Source organism: Parasphaerochaeta coccoides DSM 17374, from assembly GCF_000208385.1.
Lineage (GTDB): Bacteria > Spirochaetota > Spirochaetia > Sphaerochaetales > Sphaerochaetaceae > Parasphaerochaeta > Parasphaerochaeta coccoides.
The window spans coordinates 1714543-1730630 of record NC_015436.1 but is presented as its reverse complement, the minus strand read 5'-3'; the positions used below and the strand labels follow the sequence as shown (position 1 = coordinate 1730630).

General features: G+C 51.5%; 12 protein-coding genes. 9 read left to right on the top strand and 3 right to left on the bottom strand.

Annotated elements, in window-relative coordinates; all coding sequences use genetic code 11:
- Positions 1-52: 52 nt before the first annotated feature.
- A complete protein-coding gene (locus SPICO_RS07480) occupies positions 53-2119 on the bottom strand; it encodes a hypothetical protein (RefSeq protein WP_013740064.1) in 2067 nt (688 codons plus the stop codon).
- A 103-nt stretch (positions 2120-2222) separates the two neighbouring features.
- On the opposite strand from SPICO_RS07480, the gene SPICO_RS07475 reads away from it, so the two are divergent.
- Positions 2223-2747, top strand: coding sequence for a hypothetical protein (locus tag SPICO_RS07475; protein WP_148229033.1), 525 nt, complete (start codon positions 2223-2225; stop codon positions 2745-2747).
- Between the two features lie 84 nt (positions 2748-2831).
- Here SPICO_RS07475 and SPICO_RS09930 read toward each other — a convergent pair whose 3' ends face one another.
- Entirely contained in the window at positions 2832-5000 is a 2169-nt protein-coding gene (locus SPICO_RS09930; RefSeq protein ID WP_052295857.1) for an RCC1 domain-containing protein, read from the bottom strand.
- A 442-nt stretch (positions 5001-5442) separates the two neighbouring features.
- On the opposite strand from SPICO_RS09930, the gene SPICO_RS07460 reads away from it, so the two are divergent.
- From SPICO_RS07460 to SPICO_RS07440, 5 genes are all read left to right on the top strand, one after another.
- Complete coding sequence (locus SPICO_RS07460; protein WP_013740061.1) at positions 5443-5976, top strand: hypothetical protein; 534 nt, start codon at positions 5443-5445, stop codon at positions 5974-5976.
- Between the two features lie 47 nt (positions 5977-6023).
- Positions 6024-6893 carry a hypothetical protein gene (locus SPICO_RS07455; protein WP_013740060.1) on the top strand — a complete coding sequence of 290 codons (870 nt, stop codon included), beginning with the start codon at positions 6024-6026 and terminating at the stop codon, positions 6891-6893.
- A gap of 104 nt (positions 6894-6997) precedes the next feature.
- The gene (pepT, locus tag SPICO_RS07450) at positions 6998-8245 is read left to right on the top strand and encodes a peptidase T (protein ID WP_013740059.1); all 1248 of its coding nucleotides are present in this window, start codon (positions 6998-7000) and stop codon (positions 8243-8245) included.
- The gene (locus SPICO_RS07445; protein WP_148229032.1) at positions 8187-9371 is read left to right on the top strand and encodes a hypothetical protein; all 1185 of its coding nucleotides are present in this window, start codon (positions 8187-8189) and stop codon (positions 9369-9371) included. The genes pepT and SPICO_RS07445 overlap by 59 nt, the downstream gene beginning before the upstream one ends.
- Before the next feature lie 13 nt (positions 9372-9384).
- Positions 9385-10803 carry a hypothetical protein gene (locus SPICO_RS07440; protein ID WP_013740057.1) on the top strand — a complete coding sequence of 473 codons (1419 nt, stop codon included), beginning with the start codon at positions 9385-9387 and terminating at the stop codon, positions 10801-10803.
- Between the two features lie 37 nt (positions 10804-10840).
- Here the strand turns inward: SPICO_RS07440 and SPICO_RS07435 are convergent, their stop codons facing one another.
- Positions 10841-11593 (bottom strand): glycerophosphodiester phosphodiesterase, encoded by a 753-nt coding sequence (locus SPICO_RS07435; RefSeq protein ID WP_013740056.1) that lies wholly within the window; start codon positions 11591-11593, stop codon positions 10841-10843.
- A 144-nt stretch (positions 11594-11737) separates the two neighbouring features.
- Between SPICO_RS07435 and SPICO_RS07430 the strand changes: the two genes are divergently transcribed.
- From SPICO_RS07430 to SPICO_RS07420, 3 genes are all read left to right on the top strand, one after another.
- Positions 11738-14770, top strand: a complete 3033-nt coding sequence (locus SPICO_RS07430; protein ID WP_013740055.1) for an insulinase family protein — start codon at positions 11738-11740, stop codon at positions 14768-14770.
- A 120-nt stretch (positions 14771-14890) separates the two neighbouring features.
- Positions 14891-15682 carry a diadenylate cyclase CdaA gene (gene cdaA / locus SPICO_RS07425; RefSeq protein WP_041395890.1) on the top strand — a complete coding sequence of 264 codons (792 nt, stop codon included), beginning with the start codon at positions 14891-14893 and terminating at the stop codon, positions 15680-15682.
- Positions 15669-16088, top strand: a complete 420-nt coding sequence (locus SPICO_RS07420) for a CdaR family protein (RefSeq protein WP_013740053.1) — start codon at positions 15669-15671, stop codon at positions 16086-16088. Before cdaA ends, SPICO_RS07420 begins: the two co-directional genes overlap by 14 nt.

Genomic DNA, 16088 nt, shown 5'->3' with positions numbered 1-16088 from the left:
GAACGGGGGTTTTCACTTTTGCAACATCCCTCGGTAATTCCATCACTTTTTTTCAATTACGCGGAACCTCGTATAACGCCAGACCTCCCGAAAGCCCTGTGGCAAGCAACCATTGTCCGTCAGGAGAGGGAAAGATGCGTGCTGGAGTGAAGTTTCCGTCAGGGATTGAGGCGGATCCCAAATAGGTTATGGCCGAGTCATCAATGGAAAAACTCATGACCTTGCCTTCCTGGGACTTTATTGACGTGAAAAGCAGAGTTCCCAGAGCGTCCGTAACCATGTCCGTGATTCCTGCGAAGGCAGGTATACCATCCTGTCCGGACTGATAAGTGCGGGCGTGTGACCATACTGATGGGCGGTCACATTCAATTTGCTCTATCTTTTCTCCGTGCGCGATGAGGGCACAGGAATCACTGATGAGGATACCGGAAGACAACCCATTTATAGAGATTTTTTCAGGATTATCGGTTCCGAAATGAGAGTATGACCCATAGCCGAGAGACCCCGGCACTCTGTTCGTCAACCGTATTTTTGTCTCCTGCGGGCTGATGACCAGGAGGGCATTCTTGCTGGGAGAAGCTAAACATACGTATGGAAAAGCCGTACAACCGTAATTCGCACTCCATTTGAGAGATCCCGCAAAAAAGTCTTCTTTTGGGTTGTTTGCTGACAGATCGTAGATGGGCGTCTTGTATCCGTCCGGATTGAACATCACTACATAGACGTGCGGAGCCTCCTCGAAATGAGCAAAACGACCCAACCTGCCTGTACGTGTGAAAGAAGGGGAGGATTCTGAACCCAATTCAATGAATTTTTTTACAAGTTTTGAATAGGTGCTGTCGTACTGATAGAGACAGATGGTTGCTGGAGATGAGGACGCAGTCAGCACGCGCCCGCTTGCTTGGTCAGCATAAATATCGGTAATGTCTTGTACCGGATAACCCGACGAAGCATCATATGTAGCAAGCACATGTATTTCCTCACGGACTATCTTGCACAGCTGAAGGGTAGATGCCCCGGAGGATGACAGGATGAAATTTCCATCACCGAGAAAGGCGATACATTCCACCCCTGTAGTCCTGAGATTGTTTTCTCCATCCTTGTACAATCGCTTGAAAGATGGAACCCCTGGGATCACCGAACCTTGAGTGACTTTGAATTGCCAGCCTGTCGAACCCATCGTACCGCTTTGCGGCCCTCTGGCAATCACATCAAGACGGCTATAGCCCTGAGGCGGGGTGAATGTGACGGACGACCCGTCACCGACTTTTCTTCCATTAAGAAACCAGTTCACTACAAGGTCATCGAGGGCGAGTCCATCCTCCACTTCAAGGCTTGATGTCACAGGACCTGTGGATAGAGTACCTTTATCTGCTCCGATGATACGGCAGGATACTGGAACGCCAGTCTTGTTTTCCAAGAGAAAGGAATAAGGAGGATGCGTCGGTTCGTCCAAAGCCAGATGGATGATACCTTCACTCACCAAACCATCAACCACACGGAGTGCAGTGACATGCCCAGCCCTTAAAGCCCCTGATTCGGTCAGTTGGATGCAGAGGGAATAGCTGCCGGCAGGAACTTGAACCGAAACTGATGCCATTCCACGTGACTCATTGAATACGTTCGGTGCCAAGATTGTTTCCTTGCCTTCTTCATCGACAAGCATCAGGTGGATGCCTGCATGAACGATGTTGTTGGCTTTCCACGTTATTTCCATGCTCAGTGTCCCGATTCCCACCATAGAATCAAGGGCGATGGAAACGACATTCCTGTCTTTTTTGAGTGCAATGTCGCTGTGCCCGCTCACCAAAGCGACGCCTTGGGTATTATGTCCTGTGGCTGTCAGGTTCCACATCCCTTCGTTCAGGCCATCGACAGAAATGAGTGAATTATTGCTGTTCACCTTGAAATTCTGACCATCCGGGCCTTTTCCCATGACCGTGTAGGCGGTAACGAACAAAGAAGTCCCTTCCGGAACTATCGTCCGCGCCATGGAGTCGAGGTGCAACTCAAGAGATGCGGTCGATGGAGCGGTGGGACAACCGGTGAGCGTGGCGAGGCAGACGCAAATGAGGCTGAGACATGCCACCAGTCCTGCATATTTGATTTTTCCTATCATTATTTTTCTCCTGTCCATTCAAGCGACTGTACCCTGTCCGGCGTTTCAGGAAGTTTTCTTGAATATGTTTCGTTGAATATGTCCGGCTTCGCTTGTATAGTTGATGGATGAAGGAGATAATCCCGTGGAGTTGATTATCAAGATTGCGTTGCTTGTTTCTTTTTTTCTCGCTGTATTCCTGCGCCAAAGTATTCCGGTTCCACTCTATTGGGGATTGTTCGTCTTCATGCTTGCCTTGGTCGGAGCCTATTATCTGATTTCTTATTGGGTGTCCCGACGCGATGCCGCTCGTGTCAGAGGAACAGCCCTGCCACCTGATGGCATGTCTTTCTTCGCAGTCCGCAAGGTATCAGACAATGTTTCTGATGACATGTATTCGCGCGGACGATTGGAATTTTTCAATGAAGGGGTATTCTTTTATGTCCGGCTTCCGAAAAAGCAGAGGACACGGGATGTTCCTTGTTCCTTGGTTTGGTCGGTGCAGGCAGCACATGTACTGTCCGTTGCAAAGACCCGGACTGCCGTATGGAAACGGGGAATAATCCTTGTCCTTGATGATGAGAGGACGGAGGTTTTCACTTCTTTCAAGGCATTTCGCGCCATCGAAAAAATATCGGGGATGTTGTAAAAACGCGAAAATTTGGGACGATGACCGGCACAACGGGATGACCTGTAATCGATTAGTATGCGCCGGTTTCTCCTCATGTTCTGGTCAGAAAACCACCTGTTCGGGCGTGATTCTGTTGTTTCCTGAACCGCTGTCACCCAGACCCAGTTGACCATAATAGTTGTATCCAGTCGCCCAGAGCGTGAGGTCCTTCTTCAGGATCATCGTATGGTTTTCTCCAGCGGAGACAGCCGCGACATCAGCACCCATGGACGAAACCTGCACGGGCGTGTTTTTGCTGGTCGTACTACCATCACCCAGTCGACCATCACTGTTCTGTCCAGTCGCCCAGAGCGTGCCGTCCTTCTTCAAAATCATCGTATGGGCGTTTCCGACGGAGACAGCCGCGACATCAGTCATGAACCCGCTACCATCAGTAGTATCCTTGACCCGCACGGGCGTGCTTCTGTTGGTCGTAGTGCCGTCACCCAGTTGACCAGCACTGTTGAATCCAGTCGCCCAGAGCGTGCCGTTATTCTTCAGGATCATCGTGTGATAAGCTCCGGCGGAGACAGCCGCGACATCAGTCATGAACCCGCTACCATCAGTAGTATCCTTGACCCGCACGGGCGTGTTTTTGTTGGCCATAGTGCCGTCACCCAGTTGACCAAAGTTGTTGTATCCCGTCGCCCAGAGCGTGCCATCCGTCTTCAGGATTATCGTATGGGAGTTTCCGGCAGAGACAGCCGCGACATCAGTCATGACCTGCACGGGGATGCTTGTTGTATAGGTGTTCGCCTCGCCGACACCCAGTTGACCAAAGTTGTTCCGCCCCGTCGCCCAGAGCGTGCCGTCCTTCTGCAAGATCATCGTGTGATAAACTCCGGCGGAGACGGCCTTGACATCAGTCATGAATCCACCAGCATTATCCTTGACCTGCACTGGCGTGCTTCTGTTGGTCGTAGTGCCGTCACCCAGGGAACCATACTGGTTGTATCCAGTCGCCCAGAGCGTGCTGTCTTTCTTCAGGATCATCGTATGGGATAAGTAGGCGGTTCCGTTATAGGCCAGGGATCCGACGGAGATAGCCACGGCAGGATTGCTCGGATCAGCATTCATGGACGTGACCGGCACGGGAGTACTTCTGTTGGTTCCCGAACCGCTGTCACCTAGGCCTAGTTGACCATAATAGTTGTATCCCGTCGCCCAGAGCGTCCCGTCAGTCTTCAGGATCATCGTGTAATAAGCTCCGGCGGAGACTGACTTGACTCTCACCTTGACAGCAGGTGCGTTTATGCCATCTCCGGTGTCCCAGTCCTTTATCTCAATCTCAATAGCGGCGAGGGCGACTTCATCATCAGACGTATTGAGCGTCATGTTGTAGACATGCTGCTTGCCTTTGTCAAAGTGAATCTTGCCCTGGTCAGAGGTCGCTACGGAAGTCGCTGCCCATGTGTATGTACCAGCGCCAGCACCACCGGTCAGGGTAAACTCCAGGCTCACGTTAGCCAGGGCATCAGTGTTGCCCACAGGTATCAGCACAGCCTCGAACCTGCGCTTTCCCTCGGTTCTTTCCGTAGCCGTAAGGGTGTCGGAAATGTCCTTCATGACAATAGACTCAATGACACTGGCAGCATCCAAGGTTCCGTCATTCAGATTGATTGCGGTCTGCGTGTTCAAGCCTCTGACCGTAGCAGTAAATCCACCGGTGGCATTGTTGATGGCATCCTTATCAACGGTCGTGCTGGGAGAGATGTTGACAATCAGGCGGGAGAGCATATGGTCAAGCTTCAGATGCACCGTCGAGGTATTGTTCTGTACATTGTCGGTGCGTCCCCACAGGAAGTCAGCCTTTCCGGTGTCCTGTTCCCCGGAACCAAGTGGATAGACATGTATGGGTAGAGCGGTGGTATCAGCGATGGGAGACACGTAAGGATAATAGGCAATGAAGTCAAACGTGTCGTCGGCATTATCGGCAATGTCATTCCACTTCAAGGTGTTGGAGGCGTCAACAGGAGAGAAGCCGGAGGTCTGGAAGGCCGTGTCAGCCGTGTAGAGTTTGTTTGCACGTTCCGGGGCGGCAGTAGCTGCCGTGCCAGTACCATGTTCCAGCATGTAGATGCCGACTTCATCATCAGCTTGCCATTCGGAATTTGCCGTGGCTTTGCGTCCGATTTCCGTACTGAAACGCACTGCATTGGTATTTGAAATATTCAGCTTGTTGTCGCATGAAATGAAGGTGATAAGAAGCATCAGGATGGTCAGGAAGACCATGACGCTTAGTTTACTCTCTCTCTCTCTCTCTCTCTCTCTCTCTCTCTCTCTCTCTCTCATAGTATCTTTTCCTTTCTCCATGAAGAAGATGATGACATGCCAGCTTACGCATATGGTAGTAATTAATAAAATAGTATAAACGTGGTGATGGCAGAAAGCTATTACCCAAAAGTATTATTTTGCATGAAAAGCAGAGAAAACCATATAATACTTTCGGGTTATCACACGCTTAAAAATGTTAATTTTGTTATAAAATACAATTTTTGACGTTCTAAATATAGAAAAATAGAAATTCTGAAAAAAAGATACCACAGATTTTTTCACCATGCCCTTCTTCCGTATAGCCCTTCTTCTTGGTTCAAAGTACTCCGTTCCCGTTACCCTGAACTGTGAATAGAAGGGCATGGGCCTCCGTGTTACCGTGATGGCGCGGAGGATTCATATGCGTTTCCTTTTTTTACTATGCACCATCATTTGTATCTTATCTCCGGTTTATGGTACCGAACAAATGAGTTGGGGTGGTGCGGTGGATGTATTGTCCTGTGATGGCTTCATGGCAGGAGACTGGGAAATTGGTGCCGACCTAAGGCTGACTGTTCTGCCGGGATGCGAGGTGCGGCTTCCCCTTGGGCTGGATGTCGGAAAGAAGGGATGTGTGCTGTTCAGTGCTGGCATAGCGGCGGCTTATTATCCATGGCATACCGGACCGTTCATCCTTCTTTCCCTTATGCGTCTTGGTTTTCTTTTTGACCGAGGCGTTGTGGGAGGGATGCTCATGCTTGATGAAATATCCCTTGGCTGGACGTTTTTGGCGCGGAAACACTGGATTGTTGAGCCGGTGATTACATTCCGTGACCCGTCACATTCTTATCAGGACGAATTTGCCTCCATAAAAGAATCCCTACAGGGATACAGAACCATCCGTGTCGGGCTGAGGGTTGGGTTTGTGACCGGCAACGGAAATAAAACGACATGAACCTTCCGTAGGGAAGGAAAAAATAATGGAGAAAGAGGGGAATTGTGATGAAAACGGTAAGAATCGTGGCGCAGGACATACTCTGCCTGATGCTGATTGTCAGCACGATAGGATGCAGCATGGACTGGAGTCGTCAGGAAATCCGGGAGGCTATCACCGAAGAGGAATTGAAACCGCGCGTGGCGAGCATCATTGAGGAAAACTATGATGTCATCCGACCTTATCTTGAAGAAGAACAATCTTCACGATCCGCGGGTGGTACGGGAAAAGAATATCCCCAGAAGATAGACGGGATGGATGTGGTGGACAGGATACTTGCCGAAGACCAAGGGCAAGATTACCTGGAATTCTGTTACATGGTGGCATCCGCGGATGATTCCGAAGCTGTCCTCAAGGCTTCTGAAAAACTGCTGGCGGCGGATGAATATGCCAACCTCAAGGATACATACACTACCTCAGAACGGAGCCTCCAGAGGAATGTCAGCGCTATATGTCGTGCCCTGCCACCTTCCCAAAGGGCTAAGTTTGCAAAGGATGTGCAGAAACTTGTCACCCGGACGCTGGTTCTGCTGACTGCGGGCATAGTATATGCTTGTATCCCTTCCGTCATGCTTTGGGGCAAGATATCAGCAGCCGCAGGCATTGCGGTAGCTGCTGGAGTGGTGGCTACGACAGTCATCTCAATCTGGCGTTTTTATCGGTACAACCAGAGTGCCGACGAAGCATTCGGGGAATGGCTCAAGTCAGTGACGACCGAACCTGAGATATCCTATGCCCTTGCGGCGAGCATCATGGCGGTTGGCAAGAGCTTGAAACGCGGTCCTGTCGTCACAGGCATCATCATGGCAGTATTTGCTCTATATAATGTCGTTGAAATGGTGAAACCTATGCTGAAAACCTATAATTTCTCCGTCTGAATCCTATTCCTGCTTACTTGTGTTCACACTATGTTTGTGGGATACTTGGAAATACGTATCCTTGGCGATATCCCGCCGGGATACGTATACAAGGAGCCGGAAGCATGAAGAAAAAAGATATGAGCAAGGATTTGCTGGAACGTTTTTTGCGTTATGCGGTCATAGACACAATGAGCAATCCCAGGAACATCACTACGCAGCGGCCGTCTACGGATGGGCAGTGGAACCTGCTCCGCCTGCTTGAGAAGGAAGTCCGTGACTTAGGCTTGACTGATGTCATACTCTATGAGAAAGGTACTCTGATTGCCCGCATCCCCGCGACCGGAACCGGGCTGCCTACCATTGGTTTCATGGCTCATGTGGATGTTGCGGATGATGTCCCAGGGAATGGAGTGAAGCCACGCGTGGTTGAGACATATGATGGAAAAGACATCATTCTCAATGATTCTACGGTCATTACGGTGGCCGATAATCCGGCTCTTGCCGGGTATGCGGGTGATACGCTCGTCGTCACCGACGGGACTACTTTGCTGGGAGGGGATGACAAGGCTGGCGTTGCGGCTATCATGTCCTTTGCAAAAGTCCTTGTCACGGAAAAGCCTTTCGTCCATGGCGAGGTAGAACTGATCTTTACCACCGATGAAGAAACTGGCGGCGGCATGGATGTGTTCCCCTATGAAGCTATCCGCAGTGAAGCATGCTACACGATTGACGGTGGCGCACGGTACGAGATTGAAACGGAATGTTTCAACGCGGCATCGGTTACTGTAACATTCCACGGAGTCTCTTACCACACGGGTACTGCCCGTGGCCGCTTGGTCAACGCGGTGAACATGGCCGCCGCTTTCGTCCGAGCTCTGCCGCAGGCAGAAAGTCCTGAAGCTACCGACGGCAGATATGGGTTCTACGCTCCGACTGATATATCGGGAGTCTTAATGAAAACCACTGTGGAGTTGTTGCTCCGGGATTTTGATCTTGACGGACTCAAGAGACGCATTGCTGTCGTGGAGCAGATCGCCCGGAGCATCGAGGCTATCTTTGCGGCGGGAAAGGTCGAAGTAGCGTATTCCTTTACATATTACAACATGGCGGAGGCAAACAAAAAGAAGCCGCAAACCATGGAAGCGGTCTATGCGGCGGGAAAGGAGCTGGGCATGCCCCTGTACTCGGAGATAATCCGTGGAGGTACTGATGGCGCCAGGCTTGCGGCTAAGGGAGTTCCCTGTCCAAACCTGTTCACGGGTGGCTATAATTTCCACAGCAGATATGAATGGCTTGCCCTGCCGGCACTCAATGATGCAGCCAATCTGGCTCTGGGCATCATCGGGCAATGGGCACGCATGGGACGTTGAGATGAAGATTGCTGTCATGAGGATGCGACGTGGTAGTATGTTTGTCTGCCTGTGTTTCCTGTTTATCTTCGCGGGAGCAAAAGTCAATGCGGCGGATGAGCTGAAACAAGCGCTGTCTGCGGCAGTCGATCGTATTGTCGCGGTTTCCTTGAGGAGCCGGACGGCGGATGACAGCGTCGTGACAGGCGAAGTTCTGGATATGACACGGGATGACGTCACCTTTTCCCCTCAGGTTCGTTTGCATGGTTCCTTGAAATTTTCCGGTTCTGGTGGTGAGAAGGTGATGGACATGGATGTCCATGGTAAGTCTCTGTCGGTTGCATTGAAAAAAATGGAGGATGAAGCCATCGCCCGTCTCAGATATGACGGGCTGGACATCTTGGGGATATCCATTTCTGATTCCACTGTCGCCTATGCCTGGCGGAATTCCCTTTCCCTGACCGGAGCGCCTGACGGGATGAGGGAAGGTGATGTCTATCATGTCATCGATGCCAAAGGGGTTCCCCATGCGCGTGTCCGGGTTCGCCGGATTGGAAGCGAAGCAGAAAGTTCAATGATTGCGGAAGGGAACCGGACAGGCGGCGAGGTGGAGCTGGATACCTTCTGGCGGAGTACTGTCCAACCGGGAATGAGCCTGGAGCCTGTTTCTCCTTGGTCGGTGAGTCTTTCCGGTTCTGCCATGTATTTGCTTTTGGATGGGGGGTACAGGACATGGGGAGCAGGCGGCAGAATCACCGCGTCCACTGTTCTTTACCAGCAGCCGCTGTCCTTGTTGATTTCTTTGGGAGCTTCTCCCCTGATAGTGGACTTAAAAGGATACATTTCATACGACATGATGGTTGGGATTGGCATGGATATGCCGCTTGGCAGCCGCTTGGATTCGACTTTCACGTTGCTTCAGGACGGAAGTCTGACGGCAAGCGCAGCAATCGGCATTGGTATTGTTCCGGGAATCGGAATATCTTATGTTGCTACGTGGCGGGCTGGGTATAGGCACCAGATATCATCCTCGTGGGCGTGGGGAATAAGCGGAGGGACAGACACCCGTGTCCTTCGTTCGGGAGATACCAGACTGGACAGCAGGACGGTGCTTGCCATCGAACCATCCCTGACGTATTTTTTCTAGGAGATAGCGTTTCATGAGAACTCGCGCAACTATCTTTACACCCATTCTCCTCCTGATGATCCTGCTTCTGGGTGGGTGTGCATCCCTCCAGTCTTTATGGCAGACAGGACGTGATGGGGTACCGGATTGGGTGGATTCTCCCCAGGTCGCCATCGGGTATACCGCGTTTGTCGGTACAGGAACCGCTGCATCGGAACGTTCCGCTCGACTTCTGGCATATCAGGACATTGCCAGACAGCTGGTGGAGGCTACCGGAAGGAATGAAGAAGCGTCATGGTATCGTGAATTATCATCGACAGATGGTATTGCTGACTTCCAACTACGGATCAGCAGGACACATATCCAGCCAAAGGACGGAAAGTACACTTTTTATGCAATGACGGCTGTCCGTACTTCGCTTCTTGAAACCATGCGCAGCGATGTCCTCAAGGCTGCCGTGGAAAGGGAAGAGTCCATATCTTCCCTCCAGCAGAAGGCGCGTCTCGAATTTCGTGATAACAAGGACGTGAACGCACTGCTTCTGTACATGGAGGCTGCCGCTATTTCCGCCACTGGCCCGGTGATGGCAAAGGACAATAGCCTGGAGAGCATAATAGGTCGCATTGATTCTATCCTTGACGGACTAGAAATACGGATCAATCACTTTTATCCTGAAGGGCCTTCGCTTTCACTGTCTATCCATCGTCGCCGGATTTTCTCCCCACGCGTCCTAAGGGCTCCGGTACGGGTTGATTTCACGTCGACCGGAGCTTTCGGCAACATCTATCCCGATTATCTGAGCGCTACAACAGGGGAAAGCGGAAACGCGGAACTTTCTGGTTTCAATCCTGCCATGACCAGAGAAGGTGATTTGACCATTTCCCTGGATATAGGAAAAGAATTTGCTGTGTTCGCTGATGCCGTGGGAAATGACGTGGCGGAGCCTCTGCGGGCAAAGCTGGAAATGCTCAACGCAGTACATCATTATCGCAAAGAATCCTCTATTCTTGCATCGACCATCATTGTTGATATCTCATCCCATTCGGCTGATGGAGAGCGCCTTTCCCGTGACTATACACAGGAGTCTTTCGTGACGCGTTTCATGATGGATGGCATTCGGTTGATACCATCCTCGATTTCTTCTCAGGATTCTGCTCAGGATGAGGAAGATGACGATGCGTACCTGGCTGACGTGCGCCGTACTTATCCGCTGGCGGGTTATGTCATCCGCGGCAAGGCGGGAGTGACGGAAATATTCCTTGAAGACAGGAAACCGGTGGTCATTGTCATGGGAGAAGCCTCGTTGGTTCGTTTGTCTGATGCTCACGTTCTTGCTTATACCGATTTGCAAAGGACTCTTGCATGGGGAGATACACTGGAAGAAGCCATGGACATTGCGCTTAATGATGGCGGCTATCTCCTTGCATCCCGCTTGTTGAGTCAAATTCTCTGAAGCTGTCAGGATAGGATGGTTCCCGGAGGCTTGCGCATCACAGAAAAAGATGCGGGCTGTTGCCAATGACTCCCTTCACGCCAAGATTGGCCATTCTCTGGTAATCTTCACGGGTGTTCACCGTCCAGACCACTACAGGATAGCCTTTTTTCTCCTGGAATTTCTCAATCATCTTTTCATCGACCACTTTATAGGATGGTTTGAGATAGGAACATCGGGCAATATGGCGTCCGGCACCACGTCGGAAGGCCCTCGGAACATCCGAGTCCCTGCTATAAATTACCGAAGTAGGAATCTTATCCTTTGACAGTGAACGGAATTTTCTGACGGAAAACGGATTGAAGGACGAGACCATGCATTTTCCCTGTAAGCAGAACTGGACAATGGTATCCCAGACTGCTTGCTCAAGGCGAGAACCCAAAATGCCATTTCTTTTTATTTCTATGTCATATATGAGTTTATCTCCGCATAACTCGAATAACTCCGAAAGGAGAGGTATGCGAGTACCGGCGAACTGCGCTCCTTTATGGGATCCCACGTCCACCTGTCTCAGTCGTTGGAACGATGTTTCTTCCACTATCATGTCTTCACCTGAAACTCTTTTGAGGTTCGAGTCGTGGATGACGACCAGTTCTCCGGTAGCGCAAAGGTGTACGTCAAGCTCGACAGCGGGAACGCCTTTGTCTACGCACATCTGAAACGCAGGGAGCGTATTTTCCGGTGCAAGGTCGCTCAAGCCCCTATGTCCGAAGATAAGCGGTCGCTCCAGACCGTTGAAGAAATCTGTCATGCCATACCTCCTGCCGATGCCTTCATTCTGCTTCCATATGCAAGAGTAGGCAGGACGGACAGGGTTGTCAATGAGAATGGACCCATGATAAGGTTTCCGGTAACGGCGTCATGGACATGCCGTTTTTGTTTTCAGGAGGTTCATGTGGGTGAACATGACGGGGAGAATCCCTGTACTTTGAAAATAGGCGATGAGTTGCACAGCTTTGTTCTTGTCTCCATAGACAATCTTCCGGACTACGAGGCAAAAGGGTATCTCTTTCAGCATATCATCACAAAAATGGAAGTATATCAGGTCATCAATGCTGATGTTGAGCTTTTCTTTGGCTTTACCTTCAAGACCCCTCCGAACAACGACAGCGGAGTCGCTCATATCATAGAGCACAGTGTACTGGCAGGCTCCCGGCGCTATCCTGTACGTGATCCCTTCATGACGTTGCTCAAGGGCAGCGCAAATACGTTCATGAATGCGATGACCTACAGCGACCGCACCAGCTATCCCGCGGCCAGTCCCTCACGCAAGGACTTCGACAATCTTTTCGCCGTGTATGCTGATGCTGTCTTTGCGCCGCTTCTCAGGGAAGAAACATTCCAGCAGGAAGGAGTGCGCCAGGTTCCTCATGAGGATGGCACCATCACCTTTGACGGCGTCGTCCTCAATGAAATGAAAGGTGGGGCTGACCATGATACCATTGTGGGGTTGCAGTCTGTCCGTACACTTTTTCCTGATACTCCCTATGCCTTTGATTCAGGCGGAGACCCCGAAGCCATAATCAACCTTGACTATAAGCAGTTCAAGGCATTTTACGGACAATATTATCATCCCGGTAACTGCAAGCTCCTTATGTACGGAGCCCTTGAACCGGGGGACAAACTTGAGTTCCTTGAGAATGCCTACCTTGGACAGTATTCGGCCATCGAAGTGCCCGGAGCGGCGCCCTTGCCTGAAAAATGGCTGACGCCACGGCAGGCGGTAGCCTATAGCCCCGTTGAACATGACGGAAAAGCCGAGGACGTTTCTTCCGGAGCATCCGTCACCTTGAGTTGGGCAACTACATCCGCGGAAGACCCTCTCCAGGTTTATACGCTTTCTACTCTGGTCGATGTCCTGCTCGGTAATCCGGGGGCTCCGTTGTATAAGGCCATCACGGAATCAAAACTGGGATTGGACATCTGTCCTGAAAGCGGCATGAGTTCCGAGTTCCGCCTCATGCCGTTCGTCGTTGGCTTCAAAGGCATTTCCCCAGACAAAGCACAGCAAGCGGAAAGTTTCCTCATGAAGACCCTGACCCGCATTGTCAAGACAGGGATTCCCCGTGACGAGGTGGAAGCCGCCCTGAAACGCCTGGAATTTTCGCTTGCCGAAATTCCTGGCGGATATCCTAACGGACTGAGGGCTATGAACCGTTCCCTCCATGGCTGGCTCCAGGGACTGCCACCCGCTTCTACCATTGCCTCGGCAGAACCTGTGAAGGCGTTGAGGGAGGCTGTCGCGGTTTCCTATGCCGCGGCGGACGAAGCAAAGGATCCATCCATGGGATGGTTCGAGTCATGGATGTTCCGGAACCTGGTGGAAAATCCTCATCGTTGCCTGCTGACTGTCATCCCTGACCCCCAGTATCTGACGCGCCGTGACCAGACTATGGCAAAGAAAGCTGAACAAATCCGCTCTGGCATGGACAAACAAGGCTTCAAAGATTTTCAGGACAAATATGCCCGTTTTCTGCAATTCGAAGAATCCGGTGACGCCCCGGACGCATTGGCGACCATACCACGCCTGCGCCTGTCCGACCTTCCTTTGGATATCCGCCGCATAGAAAAGAAATCTGTGGAAGTTTCAGGCCGTCCGACAGTCATGGTTCCTCTGTTCACCAATGGCATCGTCTACGCTGACTTTGCTTTTACGCTGGATGATTTGACTGTTCAGGAAATCCTGGATTTAAGCATCTATGTCCGTCTTTTGCAGATGACAGGGATGAAGGGCATGGACTACAGCCAGGTGGCCATGCGTATCCGCAGCCTGACTGGTTCATTCTCCATTGCGTTCGATGCAGGTTCCACCGTGGAATCGGCAGGACGGCCACGGGAGGAAAAGTCGCTGCTCATGGTTCGTTTCAGTGCGCTGGAGAGGGATTTTGCTGAAGCCTGCGCCTTTGCAGGCGACCTCCTCCGCCATGCCGATGTCAAGGATGTCGGCAGGATAGCCGCTGCTATCACTGATATGCGCACTGAATATTCTAATGGACTTCTTGGCGGTGCCAACGTATATGCCGCGCAACGGGCGGGAGTCGCTTTCAGCATGGTCGGTCAGCAGGCGGAAGCGACAGGTGGTCTTGCCCACTGGCTGATGCTGGATGGAATTGACATAAAGAACGCCTCCGGCATCAAAGGAATCGCCTCACGGCTCGTGTCTCTGCAAGAAAAACTTGCCATGCGTGAACGCTTGGTCATCCAAGTGACTGGTGATGCGTCCAGAGAAAAACAACACATCAAGATACTTGAATCTTTTGTGGAAGGATTCCCCGAATTTGGCGACCTTCTCATACCGGTAAGCCGGGATTTTGGCTTGAACCAACTTCCTGAACGGGAGCTTTTCCGTATTCCCGCCACTGTCTCTTATACAGCGATAGTGACTTCAAGCGCACCGGCAGGCTCGTCATTGCAAGCGGCTCAGCAGGTACTTGGTACGCTTCTGACCACTAATGGACTCTGGACGCGAATCAGGGGAAATGGTGGCGCATATGGCGTGTCCAGCTCCCTCGATCTCCTGGAACAACTCTTTGTCTTCACCACCTACCGCGATCCTCGCATAGCCGGTTCCATCGCCGATTATATGGACTCTCTGGAGGAACTCGTCCGCATGCCTCCGGACGCTTCCACTGTTGAAGATGCCCTGATACTAACCGTGGGCAAGGAGATACGGCCGCTTTCACCCCGACAGAAGGCGGGGGTGACGTTCCGGCGGGATTTGTATGGATTCACCGATGATTTCCGCGCCCATGTGAGAAGCCTTGTCTGTGCCGTCCGTCCCGAAGACATCGCAATGGCCGCCGCTGACATTCTTGAACGACTGAAAGCGCACAGCCGTACTGTCATTCTGGGAGGAAAGTCCCTTCTGGAGAAAGAAGGGAGTCCATCGACAGGCACGCCAGTAGTCATTTCCCGGCTGCCGTTGTGATTGAGCGATTCGGATACGCGCTGGATACAGGTTTTTGCTGTTTTCTAATTCAGCCTAACCAGTTATACTTCTTTATGAAAGGAGATGCCGAGAGTGTGGTATGAATCCCTGGATGCTGTGATGACATACATACGCCCCGTGGCTGAGATTGGGATCCTGGCTTGGTTGTTTTACCGTCTCTATGAAGCCGTAGCTCTTACCAAAGCCTCCCACATGCTCAGGCTCGCGCTGTACTATCTTTTGTTCTTTGCCGCGTGCTACGTATTGCGGCTTTCCATGCTTCTGTGGCTGCTCCACCAGTTTTTCGTCCCATACATCGTGTTTCTCTTTCTCCTGTACCAGCCGGAGCTGCGCCGTTCCTTCGCCCAAGGAAAAGCATTGTACAGCCGACGTTTCCGCATGAACACCATGACGAACGGCGACCAGATTGACAGCATTCTGACAGCTTGTGAGGTGCTGACATCAAAGCGCAGAGGAGCTTTGATTGTCTTTCCCCGTCGGCTTGCCATACGCCCCATCATTGAGAGCGGAACCCGTTTGAACGCAGACTTGTCCTCCTCCCTGATTCTGACGGTCTTTGACCATGATACGCCCCTGCACGACGGAGCCATGATTATCCAGGGCGACCGGATTGTGGCTGCCGGTTGCTATCTGCCGTTGAGTGAGCAGACTGATATCCGCAAGAGCTTCGGGACGCGCCATCGCGCCGCACTCGGTCTGGCCGAAGAATCTGACGCAGTAGTGATTGTCGTCTCGGAGGAAACAGGAGCCATTTCGCTGACCTACAACGCGAACCTGTACTATGACTTGAAATCTCCCACGGTCAAGCGCATGCTTCTGGCGCTGTTCAGCTATCAGGACATTACGCCTGAAGAACTGATCGAGGAGGCGAGCATCGATGAAATTGAATAAGATTTTCCAGAACCTGGCTTATAATTGGCCGGTAAAGCTCCTTTGCCTGATTTGTGCCCTTGGGGTATATGTCATCGTGCAATATTCCCTGCTGTCAAACTATGTCATCGATATTCCTCTGAACTATACCGCTCCGGAAGGGTATGTGGCTGCCAGCCTGATTCCTGATACCATTGAAGTCTCCATCACCGGGCCGGATGAAGACATCTACCGCATCATTCCTGAGAGGATTACGGCTTCCGTGGATTTCTCCTTCGTTTCCGGGGGAGGTCCTGCTACGACACTTGTCAATGTTGATTACCAGAGTGTACTCAAAGAAATGCCTGGGGTCAGCATCACGACGCATCCGGCAAGCGTCACCGTTGATTTCAAGAGCCTGCCGTCCATTGGACAGGAGCCCCGCTGA